Source organism: Megasphaera hominis (assembly GCF_014269395.1).
GTDB lineage: Bacteria > Bacillota > Negativicutes > Veillonellales > Megasphaeraceae > Megasphaera > Megasphaera hominis.
In genome coordinates this window covers 1-15,173 of record NZ_JACOGK010000027.1, presented here as the reverse complement: position 1 = coordinate 15,173, position 15,173 = coordinate 1, and the positions used below count along the sequence as shown (strand labels likewise).

Sequence of the window (15,173 nt, the reverse complement as noted above, 5' to 3'; positions counted from 1 at the left end):
TATCTTTTATGGCTAATCCGACAGCACCCCTCTTATCCGTCCGGGACCTGACCATCATGGCCGGCCAACGGCCCTTGATCCGTCACTGCTCGTGGCACGTACAAGCAGGGGAAATCCTAATTATCGTAGGAGAATCGGGCAGTGGCAAAACAACCTTATTGAAGACAGCCGCCGGCATTCCTGACCAGGATCTGGCCTGTACAGACGGCGAAATCGCCTACGCAGGCGTACCCTTAAAAAGGCCGTCTGACTGGCAGGCCTTACGGAGCCGGGACATGCAGTATCTTTTCCAGGATGCCCTGTCTTCCTTCTGTCCCGTGCGCACGGTCTACGACCAGCTTTGGGATGCCGCCCGATTTTCCGGCATGCCCAAGGACACATTCGACCAGGTCCTTGCCGACCGGACAGCCGTTCTCTCCTTACGCAGTGACGCCCTCAAGACATGGCCCCAAAACCTTTCCGGCGGTATGATCCAGCGGGCAGAGCTGCTCTTTTCTCTCATTCAGCCGCCACGGCTCCTCTTTGCCGACGAACCGACCTCGGCAGTCGACAGTGTAACCCAGAAAAAAATGGCGCAAGCTCTCTTACGCTTGCGCCGCCATCATAGGACCGCTATCGTCCTGGTCACACACGACATCCGTTTAGCCGCCTTTTTGGCTGACACCCTGCTCATCCTGAAAGCAGGGGAAATCGTCGAATATGGTCCGGCCGCCTCACTTTTAGCGCAGCCCCGGTCCGAATACACACGAAGGCTGCTTACCTTATCGGGCCTCAAGGGAGGTGACCTGCATGCTTCTGGAAATTAGAGACCTCGTAAAAGAGTATACCCATTCAGCCCGGCCTATCCGTGCCGTCGACCACCTTTCTTTCTCTCTGACGGAAGGAGAAATCACCGGCGTCTGCGGGGAAAGCGGCTCCGGAAAGAGCACCCTCATCCGCCTGATCTGCCAATTTACACCAGCCGACAGCGGGCAGATTCTCTTTGCAGGAAAGGACATTACCCATCTTTCCCAAAGCGAAAGGCGTGAATTGTACCGCCACATCCAGCTGGTCTTTCAAAATCCCTTCCGCTCCTTTCACCCACGCTTTACCTTGGAGCACAGCGTCCGCGCCGGCCTTTATAACTACCACCTGGAGGTACCGGAAGAGCAGTTTCAAAGCCTGATCCGTGAAGTCCAGCTGACACCGGAAACATTGCGCCGCTATCCCCACCAGGTAAGCGGCGGCGAATGCCAGCGCGCCGCTATCCTGCGGGCCTTGTGCCTGCAGCCCCAGCTGCTCCTCTGCGACGAAGCGACGAGCGCCCTCGATGTGAGTACACGTCTGGAAATCGTCCGCCTCCTGCGGGAAACCTGCCGGCGCCATCACATTACCTGTCTCTTTATTACGCACGACCTGCGGCTGGCGCAAATCCTCTGTGACCGCATTGTCATTCTTCACCAGGGCCGGCTCGTCGAAGAAGGCCCGGCAACCGATATTTTCCAGCATCCGCAGGAGGCCTACACGAAAGAATTACTGGATTCTCTCTTATAGGCCTGGCATAGTGCGTTGCCCTGTAAAAAGAACGCCCGGAATACCATTTGGTTTTCCGGGCGTTTTTTACGCAATGATGAGTATGTTATTTTTCAGTTGCCAGTTTTTCCGGGACTGTTTCGCTCGGATACCGCGGTGCGCCCCAGCGTTTTAAGGTCCACGAACAAAGGATGGGGCAAAGGATAGCCGTGACGATAACAGCAGCAGCGACCTGTACGGAAGCCAGGGCTGCCGCTTGTTCAAGGCCCGGTACGACGCTGGAAACAATCGTCGGCGTAGCAACGGCACTGCCAGCTACAGAGGCCAGACCGGCACCGGCATAACCGGGGCGGCGGAGAATAACTTTATCTGCCAAGGTCAGGAAGAAGCCGCCTACAGCAAAGGCTACGACGCCAAGGATGACACCGCCGACACCTGCCTGGAACATCATGGAAAGATTCAGGGATGAACCGACAGAAATCCCGACGAGAGGAATGAGTACCTTCGTGCCGCCCTTGAAATAGCCCCGAACGCCGGGCCAGATATTGCCCAGGATAATCCCCAAGATCATGGGGAACAGTGTCGCAAAAAGAGCCATGAGTGGAATATCAGAAGCTCCGGAAGCACCGAGAGCCAGCATGGTCAGAAAGGGGCCGTCCTTGATAGACAACAGGCTATACGCACCGAGGTCGATATCGTCGCCATATTCACTGGCAATGGCCAAATAAATAGAACCGTTTGAGCTCAAAAGGGCCGTAAAGACAGCCAGCGTAGAAATGCCCAGGATGCCGATACTGCCAAAGGTGGCACTGAAGAGCGTACCGATGGCATAGCCGACGATAAATTTCGTCACCAAGAGGACGCCGCCCCGTTTAAAGGCTGCCGGCGCTTCGTTGATTTTCAGCTGTGTCCCGGCAAAAAAGAGAACCGCTGCCGTCAGAGGTACCACGGCTGACTTAGAGAAAATGGCCGTCGTAAGGCTGCCAATCTTCACGAAGTCAGGGAACAGGGCATTGAAAATGATAGACAAAAACATAGGAATAATCATGGCTGCTGCAGGAATCTTGCGGAAAAGCAGGCAAGGAATTTCTCGTACGATATAATTCATTGTTCATTTCTCCTTCTATAAGTGCAAGAATAGCAATACATTGCCGGACAATTACGGCGTGCACGTGTCAGTCAAAAACTTTTCCAGTGCTTCCGGATCATGTAAGAGGTGTTCCATTTTCCACTGGTCTAATTTTTCTTTTGCCTGTGCCTTAGCCAAGACAGGGGCTTGTTGTTCCTGAGGGATAATAACGACACCGTCCGCGTCGCCAAAGACAATGTCACCAGGCCGGACGAGAACGCCGCCACATTGTACATCCTTTTGTACTTCTCCCAGAAAGACACGGGCCGGAATTCTCGGTACGATACCTTTCACAAATACGGGGAAATCATTCTGGCTCAAGGCCAGGCTGTCGCGGGCACAGCCATCGATGACGATACCGGCAAGGCCCTTTTCCTTGGCAATGGCCACGACAATTTCGCCAAAAAAGGCTACGTCTGTCGTGCCGTTGGCGGCAATGACCAAGACGCTGCCCGGCGCAGCATCGCGCAAGGCCTGAAAGACGACGGCACAGTCATTTTGAACGATTTGTACCGTAAAAGCCGGCCCGGCCACACACATACGGCGGTTCAAGGGCTGAATACAGCTGTCCATGGTCTGTAAGCCATGCATGGCATCGGACAAGGATGTAGAAGATACGTTGTCCCAATCTGTCTTTAAAAAAGTCATCATAAAGCCTCGCTTTTCTTTATTTTAAGGATACGGGATTGGTAAGGACACCGGTCACAGCCGACGCAGCAGCAACAGCCGGCGAGCTCAGGTACGTCTCGCTTTTCGTGCTCCCCAGGCGGCCCAGGAAGTTACGGTTATTCGTCCCCAGGAGTATTTCGCCATCAGACAGGAGACCGCCGCTACGGCCTTCGCAGAGGGAACAATAGGGATGGGTGAACATGGCACCTGCTTCTACCAGCGTTTCCACGTAGCCTTTCGCAATGGCTTCCTTGAAGATACTCCGTGAAGCCGGCGTAATGAGGAGCTTCACGCCCGGGGCGATGTGCTTGCCCTTAAGGATGGCTGCTGCCATCGCCAAATCTTCGATACGGCCATTCGTGCAGGAGCCGATGAATACTTCATCGATGCGCATGCCTTCAAGCTCCGACAGGGGTTTGACGTTATCTACGAACGGATGAGCCGCAATATAGGGCACGAAGTCTTCTGCCTTATAGGTAAGGACTTTTTCGTAGACTGCGTCGTCATCGAAGTGAAGCCAGGCAATGTCAGCAAAGTCGACGCCGCTGTAGGCAGCCGTTTCTTTATTGGGTGCAAAGAGGCCAACCTTGGCGCCGCATTCGACGGCCATGTTGGAAATGGTGAGGCGTTCGTCGACAGTGAGTTTATCGACCGTCGTGCCGCAGAATTCAAGGGATTTATACGTACCACCGGCAGCGGTCAGATCGCCCAGGACGCGCAAGGCAATATCCTTTGAGGTCACACCTTGAGGCAGGTCGCCGTTGATTTCGATCTTAATGGCCGACGGTACGCGCAGCCACATTTCACCGGTACCCAGGACAGCAGCCATTTCTGTATAGCCCACGCCGGTGGAGAAACAACTGACCGCACCGTACGTCGTCGTATGCGAATCCGTCACGAAGACGACGTCACCCGGTTTGGCATAGCCCAGCTCCGGCATGAGCTGGTGGCAAATGCCGTCGGCCACGTGGACCTGCTTGGCGCCGAACTGTTCAGCAAAATCGTAGCCGTGCTTCATATGATCCGCATCGAGGGGCAGGCACGTCGGGATGAGGTGATCGAACATGATGACTACTTTATCCTTATCCCAGACCTTGGTAAAACCCATTTCCTTGAATTTGCGATAGACGTTGGTTGTATAAATATCGTGAAACATGACGCAGTCCGGATGCGAAATGACGATATCGCCGGGCTTGCAGTCTGCTACACCTGTATTATGAATGAGGATTTTTTCTGCTAATGTATGTCCCATCTTCTCCGCCTCCTACTGTTTTAGATGATTGAGCTTCTGCATATGCTTGACCAGGCCGCCGTCTTTGATGATCTCAAAGAGGTTGTCCGGCATGGAGGGAATAGCGTATTCCTTGCCGTTACAATAGATGCAGTGGTTGATTTCAACGCGCACGGTGTCGCCTTCTTCACAATGGTCGGGCAAATTCGGACATTCGATGAGCAAGAGGCCGTTATTAATGGCATTGCGGAAGAAAATACGGGCAAAGGACTTGGCAATAATGCAGCTGATCTTGAGGGCGCTCAAGCCTTCCGGCGCTTGTTCACGCGACGAGCCGCAGCCGAAGTTATTGCCGGCTACGATGATGTCGCCAGGCCGGATAGATGCTGCCAGCTCCGGCCGGAGGGGTTCGAAAATGTGGGTTTTCAACTCTTCCATTGTATCCAAGGTAACCCACTGTGTAGGGATGATGATATCCGTATCGATATCGTCGCCCAGTTTCCAGACTTTTCCTTCAAATACCTTTTCCATAATCTTCTCCTCCTATGCCAGTACGCCCGTCACAGCTGCCTTGGCTGCGCTTACAGGCGATACGAGATATACGCTAGCTTCCTTGTCGCCACAGCAGCCGGCGTAGTTATACGAGCCTGTGGAAACCATGACTTCGCCTTTATCGAGCGTACCCTGGGCTTTGCCCCAGCAGGCACTGCAGCCCTGGTTCATGACGACGGCACCGCAATCGAGGAAGACATCGATAAGTCCTTCACGCAAGGCCTGGATGTAAATATCACTCGTAGCCGGGGCGACGAGGAGACGGACGCGGTAGGCTACCTTCTGGCCGCGCAGGACGTCTGCTGCCGCACGCAAGTCTTCGAGCTTACCACCACGGCAGCCACCGAGGAAGACTTCATTGACCTTGATTCCCTGCATATCTGCCAGAGCCCGGACGTTTTCGAGAGCACCGGGCAGGGCCGTTACAGGACGGACATCGTCTAAGGAAAAGACTACATCTGCCGTAGCGGCTGTATCCATAAAGGCGGCGCTCAGGACACCTGCTGCCTGCATGAGGTGGCACAAATCATAGCGCTGGTCCAGGCTCAGCGTACTGTCGCTATCCTGAAGGAGCACCAATTTTCCACGGACACCGGCCTTTTCAAGAGCCTGTACCAAAAGGAGGGCAGCATCCTGCGTCATGACGCTGTCTGCCAAGGCGCCTTCGATGGCTACAGTCAAAACCTGTGGTACCGTAACGGTCAGGGTACCTGTCTTCAGGACGTCCAGAAGGGCTGCATCGGTCACGGTGAGGCCCAGGACACCGGCAGCGCCGAGGCCGGCTACGTGAGTGCCTGTACCAACGACCAGCTGGCCCGGCTGTGCATAGTGCTCGATGTAGCGCAAGTAACCGACACCGCGGCATTTTTCCATAGAAAGGCCTTCTTTTACGGCCCAGTTAATAAGCTGGCGCTGGTTGGCGCCGACTTCAATCGTACTGTTAGGTGTATCGTGATCGATCGTAACGAGGACCTTGTTTTTATCCTGCAAAGCCAGTTCCTGTACGGCTGTGATCAGTTCTGTATGTTCCCGGTCGGTGATGATGCAATAATCAACTGCCAGCTGACAGACATCCCCTGCACTGCGGCTGCACAGTTCCTGCCATATAGATTTGTTCATCTTCTGTACACTCCTTTTTTCACATCTCTGGATTCTCTTGATGGCTATCATTATACGGATAATGTTTCAGCCTTGCTAATCCCTGGTCTCTTTTTACTTTTTATTGAAATTTGTTTCAAGTAAATGTATATTATCTATATGTGAAACATTTTCCCCGTTTTTATTTCCCAGTAAAGGCCAAGTACGAGTATTTAAAGAGCCTAGTCTTGCAAAATCAGAAGGAGAACGCCGTGTATGATGATAAATTAGCATTGCATAAGCCCTTTCGCATTTGCGTCCTCGGCTATTCCCGCCTTACCCGTCTCTCCCGGGAAGTCGTTGCCGAACTGCCCAAAACGCCAGATCTTGAATATATTGTCTTCGATTCCTCCCTTGATGAACGGCAGGACGAATGTATTGTTACAGCCCGGCGCATGGGCTGCGAAGTCTTTGTTGCCGGGCCGGCAGCGGCCGTGCGCTTTTCTAACTACTACAGCTACCCCCTCGTTGCCTACCAGATCAAGGATATTGATTATTTACAGGCAATAAAAAAAGCCCTGGACCAGGGCTATACGCACATTGGTATTACGCGCTATCTCTATTCACCGGCAGCCAACCTCGATCTGTACACGAACATTACGGGCGCTACCTTGACGGAATTGATCTATGCAGAAATTCCCCAAATGTATGAAATTGCCAAGCATTCCGATTGCGACGTCCTCATTGGCAATCAGATGACCCAGGAAGCAGCTGCCGCTGCAAAAAAACCGTCACTGCTCCTCTATGCCGGCAAAGAAACGATTCGTGAAGCCTGTCTCAAAGCCGGCGAGCTCGCACGTAGTCTCTACACGACACGGCGTAACCGGGCTATTGCCGAAGCCGTTTTGAGCAGTGCCCAATTGGGCATCGTCGTCACCGATACAGGAGGGAATGTCGAATTTTTCAACGAAACGATGCAGAACTACACGGGCATTTCCCTTACAGAAGCAAGCGGGCAGCCTTTAGAAGGGCTCTTTCCCAACTTGCCCCTCAGGCAATTCATGAAAAGCCCGCTCATCCAAAACGACAGCTATCACCTGATTAATACGACTATGATGCGCTGCATCTTTCACAAAATCCGCGTAGGCCAGCGGGACTGCGGTGTACTCATGACCTTCCACCCCAATCCCCATAACCGCAAGAAGGACCGGGAGCAGCATACAGGCGTAGGCTCCGTCTATTATCTGGATAAGGTTACAGCCCATTCTCAGGCCATGAGCCGCGTCGTCAACCAGTGCAACCAGATTTCACCGGTTGCCTTCCCTACGGCCCTCATAGGACCAAGCGGTTCAGGCCGGGAAGAGCTCGCCCACTGCCTGCATAACGCGTCCCGGCGGGCTAAAAAGCCTTGTCTGACGCTGAACTGCGCGGCCATTGACGAAGAAAACGCCGTACGCATTCTCTACGGCTACAATTACGGCAAAAATGCAACCGACGGGCTCCTCTTCAACGCCTCTGGCGGCAGCCTGATTATCAAGAATCTGGGTCTGGCCGGCCCACGCCTGCAGGAGATTCTCCTGCAGGCCCTGACGAAGCATCAGTTTTTCCAGCCCGGCATGAACGAGCCCATTACCTTCGACATTCTCTTCTTCCTCGTCGCCAGTCCGGAAGAATACCGGCGCATCCGGCCGGACCTGCGCCGGGCCCTGGCCATTTTGCGCGTCACTGTCCCGCCCCTATGTGAGCGGCGCGAAGATATTTGCGATTTGTTCAAAAGCTATGTATCCCAATTACTGCCTTCCAAGCAGGCCCAAAAGCTGACTCCGGAAATGGAACGGCTGCTCACGAGCTACAGGTATCCCGGTAACGTCATTGAGCTGCGGGCGATTAGTACGCGCTACGCCGTACTGCTGCAAAACGCGGCCCATCAGACAGCACGCTACCGCTACAACCTGCTCCTCGACGCCATCGGCAGGCAAACCTTGCAGGACGACATTTATAGCCGCTACCCGGCGCTGACCCAGCGTCCCATTACCGATACGGCAGGCTTTCGTGCCGGTCTTGCTCTGTTGCACGACCTCTATGCCTGCACGTACCAGGAGCTGGCAGACCAGCTCGCGTTGAGCCGCACGACGCTCTGGCGGCTCCTGCACGACAAGGTACCGGAAAAAGAAACGTGATCAATCCTTCGCCGGGCCTTGATGCTGCCGTTTCCACGCCTTAATACGCCGCAAGCGTTCGCCAAAGTCTGCTTCTTCGCCCTTCGTACCGGGCCGGTAATATTCCCGTCCTGCCAGCGAATCAGGCAGGCACTGCATAGTGGTTAGTTTTTCTTTCGTGTCATGGGCATACTGGTAGTCTTTGCCATAGCCCAGGTCCTGCATGAGCTTGGTCACACCGTTACGAATAACCAGCGGTACCGGGTCAGCCAGAGTGCGGCGGGCATCGTGGCTGGCCTGGCCATAGGCCTTATAGAGAGCGTTGGATTTAGGTGCCAGGGCCATATATACGACAGCTTCTGTCAGGTGTACGGCACATTCAGGCATACCGATGAAATGGCAGGCCTCGTAGGCTGCAACGGCAATTTCCAGGGCTCGTGGATCTGCCAGGCCAATGTCTTCACTGGCAAAGCGCGTCACCCGGCGGGCTACATATAGGGGATCTTCCCCAGCCTCTAACATACGGGCCAGCCAGTACACGGCCGCATCGGGGTCGGAATTGCGCATAGACTTGTGCAGCGCCGAAATGATGTTGTAATGCTCCTCGCCGTTTTTATCGTAGAGCAGGGATTTTTGCGACGTGCACTGTGCCAGCAGGTCCGGTGTAATCACCGTCTTTTCGCCTTGTACCTCACCGTTGAGAACGACCATCTCCAAGGTCGATAAGGCCGTCCGTGCATCGCCGTTGGCAAATTGGGCGATCTGCCGGATCAGGTCGTCGCCCATTTCAATCTGCTGCCCGCCAAAGCCTGCAGGACTGGTCAAGGCCCGTTTAAGCAGGACCGTAATATCTTCCGGCGTCAAGGGCTTTAAGACAAAGACCTTACAGCGTGACAAGAGGGCGCTGTTGATTTCAAAGGACGGATTTTCTGTTGTCGCCCCAATGAGGATAATGCTGCCCTTTTCTACAAAGGGCAGAAAGGCATCCTGCTGGGCTTTATTGAAACGGTGTATTTCGTCGACAAAGACGATCGTCCGCTGGCCGGCCTGACGGTTTCGTTCGGCCCGTTCCATGACAGTACGGATTTCCTTAATCCCGCTCGTCACAGCCGAAAAATCAATGAAGACAGATTGCGTATGACCGGCAATAATCTGAGCCAGCGTCGTTTTGCCTACACCGGGCGGCCCCCAGAAAATCATCGAAGAAATGCGGTCCTGTTCAATCAATTTCGACAGGACTTTTCCTTTGCCCAGGAGATGCTGCTGGCCTACGAAGTCCTGCAGTGTTTTAGGGCGCAGGCGGCTGGCCAGGGGCTGTGGTACGGCTGAAGAAAACAGGGAATCTTCCTGCATGGTATTCACCTCGCAATAGGCTGTCGCAGCAGATCTTCTGCCGTGCAGCTGGAAAACAGGATACCAATGTGGTAAGCTGTAACTATACTTTTCGTTATACTCATTATACCATTATTTACCTACTATGCCGTTTCCCCAAGGAGGCTGATGCATATGACCCTCGACGCGCGTATCCGCAATTTGATTTTGGCTACAGCCAAAGACCATGTCAGTTTTTATCTCTACGATGAAGTAACCCTGGAAGACCGCATCCGGCGGCTTCGCTCGGCGTTTGCCCATGAGCAGATTCTCTATTCCATCAAATGTAATCCCCATCGGGCTATTTTAAATAAGATATTTTCTTCCGGCATCGATGCTGACGCCGCCAGCCTGGGGGAAGTCTATGCCGCCAGCGATTGCGGCGTACCGTCGGACCACATTTTTTATTCAGCCCCCGGCAAAAGCCAATACAGCCTGGAACACGCCTTGGGCCAATGCATCCTCATTGCCGACAGCCTGCAGGAAATACAGCGCATTGAGGAACTGGCCGGCAAACGTAACATGAAGGTCACTATCGGCGTCCGCATCAACCCGGACTTCTCCTTTACCAGCGCTACCGGCAGTCCTTCCAAATTCGGCATTGATGAAAGAGAATTCCTCAACGCCCTGCCGCGGCTGAAACAGCTGCAGCACGTCATCATCATCGGCCTGCACACACACATACGCAGTCAGGAACTGGACTGGCAGGTACTCTTTTCCTATTATGAAAACGTCTTTGCCCTGGCGGGACACATCCAGCTCGCGTTAGGGACACCACTCCTGTTCATTAACCTCGGCAGCGGTATCGGCATCCCCTATACGGCGACAGAACACGAAGTCGACATCGATGCCCTGGCAAAAAAATTGGAACAGCTCCGCTTCCTGCGGCAGGACACGCTGGCTCAGGCCCGCGTACTCATCGAAAGCGGCCGCTATTTAGCCGGTCCCTGTGGCTGGTACGTCACACACGTCGTCGATACGAAGACCTCCCATGGCAAGCGCATTGCCATTTTACAAAACACCTTAAACGGCTTCCTGCGTCCGTGTCTGGAACAATTCATCACACAAATTGCCCCGGCGGCAGCACCTCGGGAACCGCTTTTCTATAAGAATGGCTCCACTCCCTTCTATGTTCTGAACGAAGAAACAGAAACAGAAGAAGTAACGCTGTACGGCAACCTCTGCACCGCTGCCGACCTCATTGCTAAGGACATGGTCCTGCCCCGCCTCGCCTGTGGCGACGTCGTTGTCTTTCCCCAGGCCGGGGCCTACAGTGCCAGCCTGACACCATTCCAGTTTTCTTCACAAGTACCGCCGGCAGAAATATATTGCCGCCGCGAAGGCTAAGACAAACACTGATCATTTAAATACGGCAAAAAATAAACCTGCATCGGCCCTATGATGCAGGTTTATTTATGTACGATATACAGGCTCTTATGCCGCTTCTGATACGATCTGTGTTTTCGGCACAATGGCCTTATAAATAAGGCCTACGAGAATTCCCGCGATGAGGAAGGGAATCCAATCCATCCCCAGGGAATGGAACGGCAGCATAGCAAACACCGTATCAATCGGGCCAAGGGGGATCTTAGCTGTTTCAAGCCCTGTAATCAGAGCCGGTACAAAAGTAAATGCCGTAGAGGAAACCCAGACACACCGGCGGCCGCCAAAGAAATTGTGTGTAAAGGTAAGGATAATATTAGAAACAACGAGGGGATACAAGAACATGAGCACCGGTATGGCCGCTGCAATAATCGTTTTCAAGCCTACCGTAGCAACGGCGAAAGAAAGAACCGTAAAAATTGTAGCATAATTCTTAAAGCTCGTTCCGCCAATCAGTTGATGGAAATAGGCCGCACAGGACGTGACCAGACCAATAGCCGTGGAGAGACAGGCCAGCAATACGATGACTGCCAGCAAGAGAGCTCCGCCATAGCCGAAGAGAATTTGGGCGCTCAGAGAAAGGACCGGTGCGCCTGTTTCCTGCAGGCCAATGGTCTGAACAGACTGGGCCCCCAAGTAGGCAACGAAAACGTAAACAAATGCCAAGAGACTGACAGCAATAACGCCGGCCTTAAACACTTCCCGCGTCACTTCCTGCTGTGTAGCTGCCCCGTCTTCTTTGACAAATTCAATTACCAGAATGGCAAAAACAAAGGAACCAATAGCATCCAGCGTATTATATCCGTCAAGAGCCCCCTGGGAAAGAGCTGTAATTCCCGTAGCGTATGCTGCCAGCGGTGTTTGTGGCACACCCATAGGCGTAACGAACGATTTGATAATCAGGGCCAGAATCGTCAATAACAGCATGGGCGTAAGAATCTTGCCAATCCGGTCAACCAGTTTGGCCGGGTTGATTGACAGCCACCACGTAATGATGAAAAATAAGACGAGAAAAGCCCACATAACCGGTTCACTGCCACCGTTATCGAGCAACGGCCGCACGGCAATTTCATAAGAAACAGTTCCTGTCCGGGGAATACAGAAAGCCGGTCCAATAGCAATGTAGCAAATAACGGTAAAGAAAACAGCATATTTCTTGCCAATCCGGCCGGTCAATTCCTGCAAATTACTACATCCCGAATAGCCCATGGCCAGTACACCTAATAAAGGCATACCGACACCGGTGATAATGAAGCCGACAACAGCATACCAGACATTTGTACCGGAAGCCTGCCCCATCGAAGCCGGAAAAATCAAGTTGCCTGCCCCGAAAAACAGGGCAAAAAGCATAAGTCCAATCGCCATCGTTCGGTTGCCTTTATTTTTACTCATTTTCTTTCCCTCCTTACATATACTCCACAATGCATTCCGTTTTTCTGAAGCAACGCTTCTTAAGTAAATTGTTTCAGCTATTTACTTTTATAATGTATAGTTTTATTGATGTTATAATTCTACACGATAAAAGGCGGGGTGTAAAGAAATTAATTATTTTATATCCATCATTTTATTTTATAATTTTAATTGTTATATGGTAATTTCCTATTAATTTTATAATATATGTGTATTTTAATTAAATTATTTTTTCGCACTTTACACGAGCAGATCAATATACTATTTAAATACAGCCAAGAAAAAAATAAGAATTATCTTATCATTCTTCACTCGTACCATTAGGGAGTTTCCCTAATATAGCGTTTACAACGACAACAAGCCGTACGCTCAGGCAGAATATGCCTGGACGTACGGCTTGTTGCATAAGCAGAATAGGGTGGAAACATATAGTAAAAAGAGGAGTAAACTAAGTCAGGTCTTACTGATACAGGGCATAAAGTTCCTTAAAGGCCTTCATGGAGCGTTTGATCATATCCGGATCTACGCAGTAGGATACGCGATTGTATCCGGGGCAGCCAAATTCATCACCTGGTACGACGAGGAGGTTGAATTTCTTGGCATTTTCTGTGAACTGATTGGAATTGCCATCTGGTGCTTTCAGGAACAGGTAGAAAGCGCCCGACGGATATACGCAATCGTAGCCGATTTCGGTGAGACCATTATAGAGGAGTTTGCGATTGGCATCATAAATGCCTACATCGCCGGTCTGGCCTGTGCATTTGCCTACGACCTTCTGATACAGGTTCGGGGCGCAAACAAAGCCCATGGAGCGGCCGGCACCACACACGGTCGTAAACAATTCTTTGGAGCCTGCGACTTCATCCGGAATGAGGATATAACCTACACGGTTGCCTGGCAGGCTCAACGATTTACTATAGGAATAGCATACGATCGTATTGGCGTAGAATTTAGGTACGTACAGGATGGGGAGCCCGTCATAGATAATTTCGCGATAGGGTTCATCGGAAATAAGATAAATGGGATGACCCAATTGGGCTGACTTTTCTTTTAACAAAGTACCCAATCCGGCCAGCGTTTCGGCTGAGTATACCGTACCGGACGGATTATTCGGCGTATTGATGATTACGGCCTTCGTCTTCACTGTCAGGGCTGCGGCCAGCTTTTCAAGATCCAGCTGGAAATGTTCCGTATCGGGCGGTACCATAACCAGCTTGCCACCGGCATTATTGATGAACACGCGGTATTCCGGGAAGAACGGCGCAATGACGACGATTTCATCGTCTTCTTCTTCTACGAGGCTCTTAAGCGTAATCGCCAGGGATGCCGAAGCGCCACAGGTCATATAGAAGTTTGCCCCTTTAACACCGGCATCATACGTTTTATTCATATAATCAGCCAGGCTCTGCCGTACTTCCGGATCACCCGGTGCCGGCGTATAGCCATTGATTTCTACAGAGGTGCACGTATTCAGAAGATCGATGATCGTTTCTTTTACGCAATCCGGTGCCGGTACGGTCGGGTTGCCAATACTAAAATCGAATACGTTTTCTTTACCGACAATTTTGGCCTGTTCCTGTCCATAATCAAACAGAGAACGGATGGCAGAACGTTTATTACCTAATTCAAACATTTTTGTTGCTACCATAACAAATGCCTCCTTGCATTCCTATTTCATGCATCCTTAAAATTGCATAATCTCTTTATATAATTCAGAAATCCGCGTCGTCGCAACGAGTGTACATTGCAACATGTCCGCTCTCGATTCCGGCGTAATCCGGGCCTTAGGCACGCTCACGCTGACGGCGGCTACGACCTTACCGGGTGACGCAAACACAGGTGCGGCGATACAGTATAATCCCAGGCTAAATTCTTCATCATCTAAATAGTATCCTTGTGTGCGGGCTTGTTGAATTGTAGTGTAGAGGTGTTCGAAGCTGGGCTGTATCTGTCCCTCCGGACAGGCTGGTATATATTCCATAATGTCCTGAATCTCTTCCTTAGACAAATGGGACAAGAGACAGCGCCCCAAGCCGGTGCACCACAGGGGATACCGTTTTCCTAAGATAAAATTGGGCCGTAACAGACGATCTGTATCTACCTTGGCAAGGTACTCCAGCTCGCTGCCGACGCGAATTCCTAAATTAACCGTTTCGTGTGTTTTCCCTTGGAGCCATGCTAATTCTTTTTTCGTCTGATCAAGCCACTGTGGTGTATATCGTAATGCCGTATGAATACGGAGCAAGCGCAGGGACAGCCTGTATTTTTTACTTTTAGGATTCTGGATAATAAGGCCCATGAATTCCATCGTATTTACCAACCGCTGTATGGTACTTTCAGGCTGTCCTGTCATGGTACTGAAATCGCCAATACCATACTCATCGTCATCCGATTGAAAACAATCCAACAGGGCCATATTCTTGATTAAAGAACTATTATAACTCATCATATGTACCTATTTTCTATTACACACGTCATATAAGGACTGGCTGGTATACGCTCAGTCTGTTGTTTTGACCCCGGCAATAGCCAGGGCAGCTTTCTTCTTAGCGTCCAGGTTGGCCAGCTTCGAATACATAACTTCCTGGGCCTGCGGGCTGCCGGCACCGTGCATGCTTTCTACCAGCGCCGTACCACCGGTCATGACTTCGATCAGACGGGCTACGCGCATGCGGTCTGC

The 15,173-nt window shown here is 51.8% G+C and carries 14 protein-coding genes; 4 read left to right on the top strand and 10 right to left on the bottom strand.

Features of this window, described 5'->3' with window-relative positions:
* Positions 1–8: 8 nt before the first annotated feature.
* Together H8J70_RS09210 and H8J70_RS09205 are read left to right on the top strand one after the other, a co-directional pair.
* Positions 9–806: an ATP-binding cassette domain-containing protein gene (locus tag H8J70_RS09210; protein ID WP_186503803.1), complete on the top strand. Its 798-nt coding sequence runs from the start codon at positions 9–11 to the stop codon at positions 804–806.
* Positions 790–1,533: an ABC transporter ATP-binding protein gene (locus H8J70_RS09205; protein WP_186503801.1), complete on the top strand. Its 744-nt coding sequence runs from the start codon at positions 790–792 to the stop codon at positions 1,531–1,533. Before H8J70_RS09210 ends, H8J70_RS09205 begins: the two co-directional genes overlap by 17 nt.
* An 85-nt stretch (positions 1,534–1,618) precedes the next feature.
* On the opposite strand, the gene H8J70_RS09200 is transcribed toward H8J70_RS09205, so the two are convergent.
* From H8J70_RS09200 to H8J70_RS09180, 5 genes are read right to left on the bottom strand one after another with little or no spacing between them, the layout of a single operon-like run.
* Positions 1,619–2,620 carry a 2-keto-3-deoxygluconate permease gene (locus H8J70_RS09200; protein WP_186503799.1) on the bottom strand — a complete coding sequence of 334 codons (1,002 nt, stop codon included), beginning with the start codon at positions 2,618–2,620 and terminating at the stop codon, positions 1,619–1,621.
* 51 nt (positions 2,621–2,671) lie between these two features.
* Positions 2,672–3,292: an RraA family protein gene (locus H8J70_RS09195; RefSeq protein ID WP_186503797.1), complete on the bottom strand. Its 621-nt coding sequence runs from the start codon at positions 3,290–3,292 to the stop codon at positions 2,672–2,674.
* A 16-nt stretch (positions 3,293–3,308) separates the two neighbouring features.
* Positions 3,309–4,562 carry a 3-isopropylmalate dehydratase large subunit gene (locus tag H8J70_RS09190; RefSeq protein WP_186503795.1) on the bottom strand — a complete coding sequence of 418 codons (1,254 nt, stop codon included), beginning with the start codon at positions 4,560–4,562 and terminating at the stop codon, positions 3,309–3,311.
* Between the two features lie 12 nt (positions 4,563–4,574).
* Positions 4,575–5,072, bottom strand: a complete 498-nt coding sequence (locus H8J70_RS09185; RefSeq protein ID WP_186503793.1) for a LeuD/DmdB family oxidoreductase small subunit — start codon at positions 5,070–5,072, stop codon at positions 4,575–4,577.
* Positions 5,073–5,084: 12 nt separating this feature from the next.
* Positions 5,085–6,212 carry an aconitase family protein gene (locus tag H8J70_RS09180; RefSeq protein ID WP_186503791.1) on the bottom strand — a complete coding sequence of 376 codons (1,128 nt, stop codon included), beginning with the start codon at positions 6,210–6,212 and terminating at the stop codon, positions 5,085–5,087.
* A 230-nt stretch (positions 6,213–6,442) separates the two neighbouring features.
* Here H8J70_RS09180 and H8J70_RS09175 point away from each other — a divergent pair, with 230 nt between their 5' ends.
* Positions 6,443–8,350 carry a sigma 54-interacting transcriptional regulator gene (locus H8J70_RS09175; protein ID WP_186503789.1) on the top strand — a complete coding sequence of 636 codons (1,908 nt, stop codon included), beginning with the start codon at positions 6,443–6,445 and terminating at the stop codon, positions 8,348–8,350.
* Here H8J70_RS09175 and H8J70_RS09170 read toward each other — a convergent pair whose 3' ends face one another.
* On the bottom strand, positions 8,351–9,682 hold the full coding sequence (locus tag H8J70_RS09170; protein WP_186503787.1) for a replication-associated recombination protein A: 1,332 nt from the start codon (positions 9,680–9,682) through the stop codon (positions 8,351–8,353). It abuts the gene before it with no gap.
* 153 nt (positions 9,683–9,835) lie between these two features.
* Here H8J70_RS09170 and H8J70_RS09165 point away from each other — a divergent pair, with 153 nt between their 5' ends.
* A complete protein-coding gene (locus H8J70_RS09165) occupies positions 9,836–11,047 on the top strand; it encodes a diaminopimelate decarboxylase family protein (RefSeq protein WP_186503785.1) in 1,212 nt (403 codons plus the stop codon).
* Positions 11,048–11,134: 87 nt separating this feature from the next.
* Here H8J70_RS09165 and brnQ read toward each other — a convergent pair whose 3' ends face one another.
* The 4 genes from brnQ to H8J70_RS09145 form a co-directional block, all read right to left on the bottom strand.
* Positions 11,135–12,475 (bottom strand): branched-chain amino acid transport system II carrier protein, encoded by a 1,341-nt coding sequence (gene brnQ, locus H8J70_RS09160; protein WP_186503783.1) that lies wholly within the window; start codon positions 12,473–12,475, stop codon positions 11,135–11,137.
* A gap of 478 nt (positions 12,476–12,953) precedes the next feature.
* Positions 12,954–14,141 (bottom strand): pyridoxal phosphate-dependent aminotransferase, encoded by a 1,188-nt coding sequence (locus H8J70_RS09155; protein WP_186503781.1) that lies wholly within the window; start codon positions 14,139–14,141, stop codon positions 12,954–12,956.
* Positions 14,142–14,177: 36 nt separating this feature from the next.
* Positions 14,178–14,942, bottom strand: coding sequence for an IclR family transcriptional regulator (locus tag H8J70_RS09150; RefSeq protein WP_186503779.1), 765 nt, complete (start codon positions 14,940–14,942; stop codon positions 14,178–14,180).
* Positions 14,943–14,993: 51 nt separating this feature from the next.
* Positions 14,994–15,173, bottom strand: a 180-nt coding sequence (locus H8J70_RS09145) for a 4-hydroxyphenylacetate 3-hydroxylase C-terminal domain-containing protein (RefSeq protein WP_281386289.1), incomplete at its 5' end; no start/stop codon positions are given.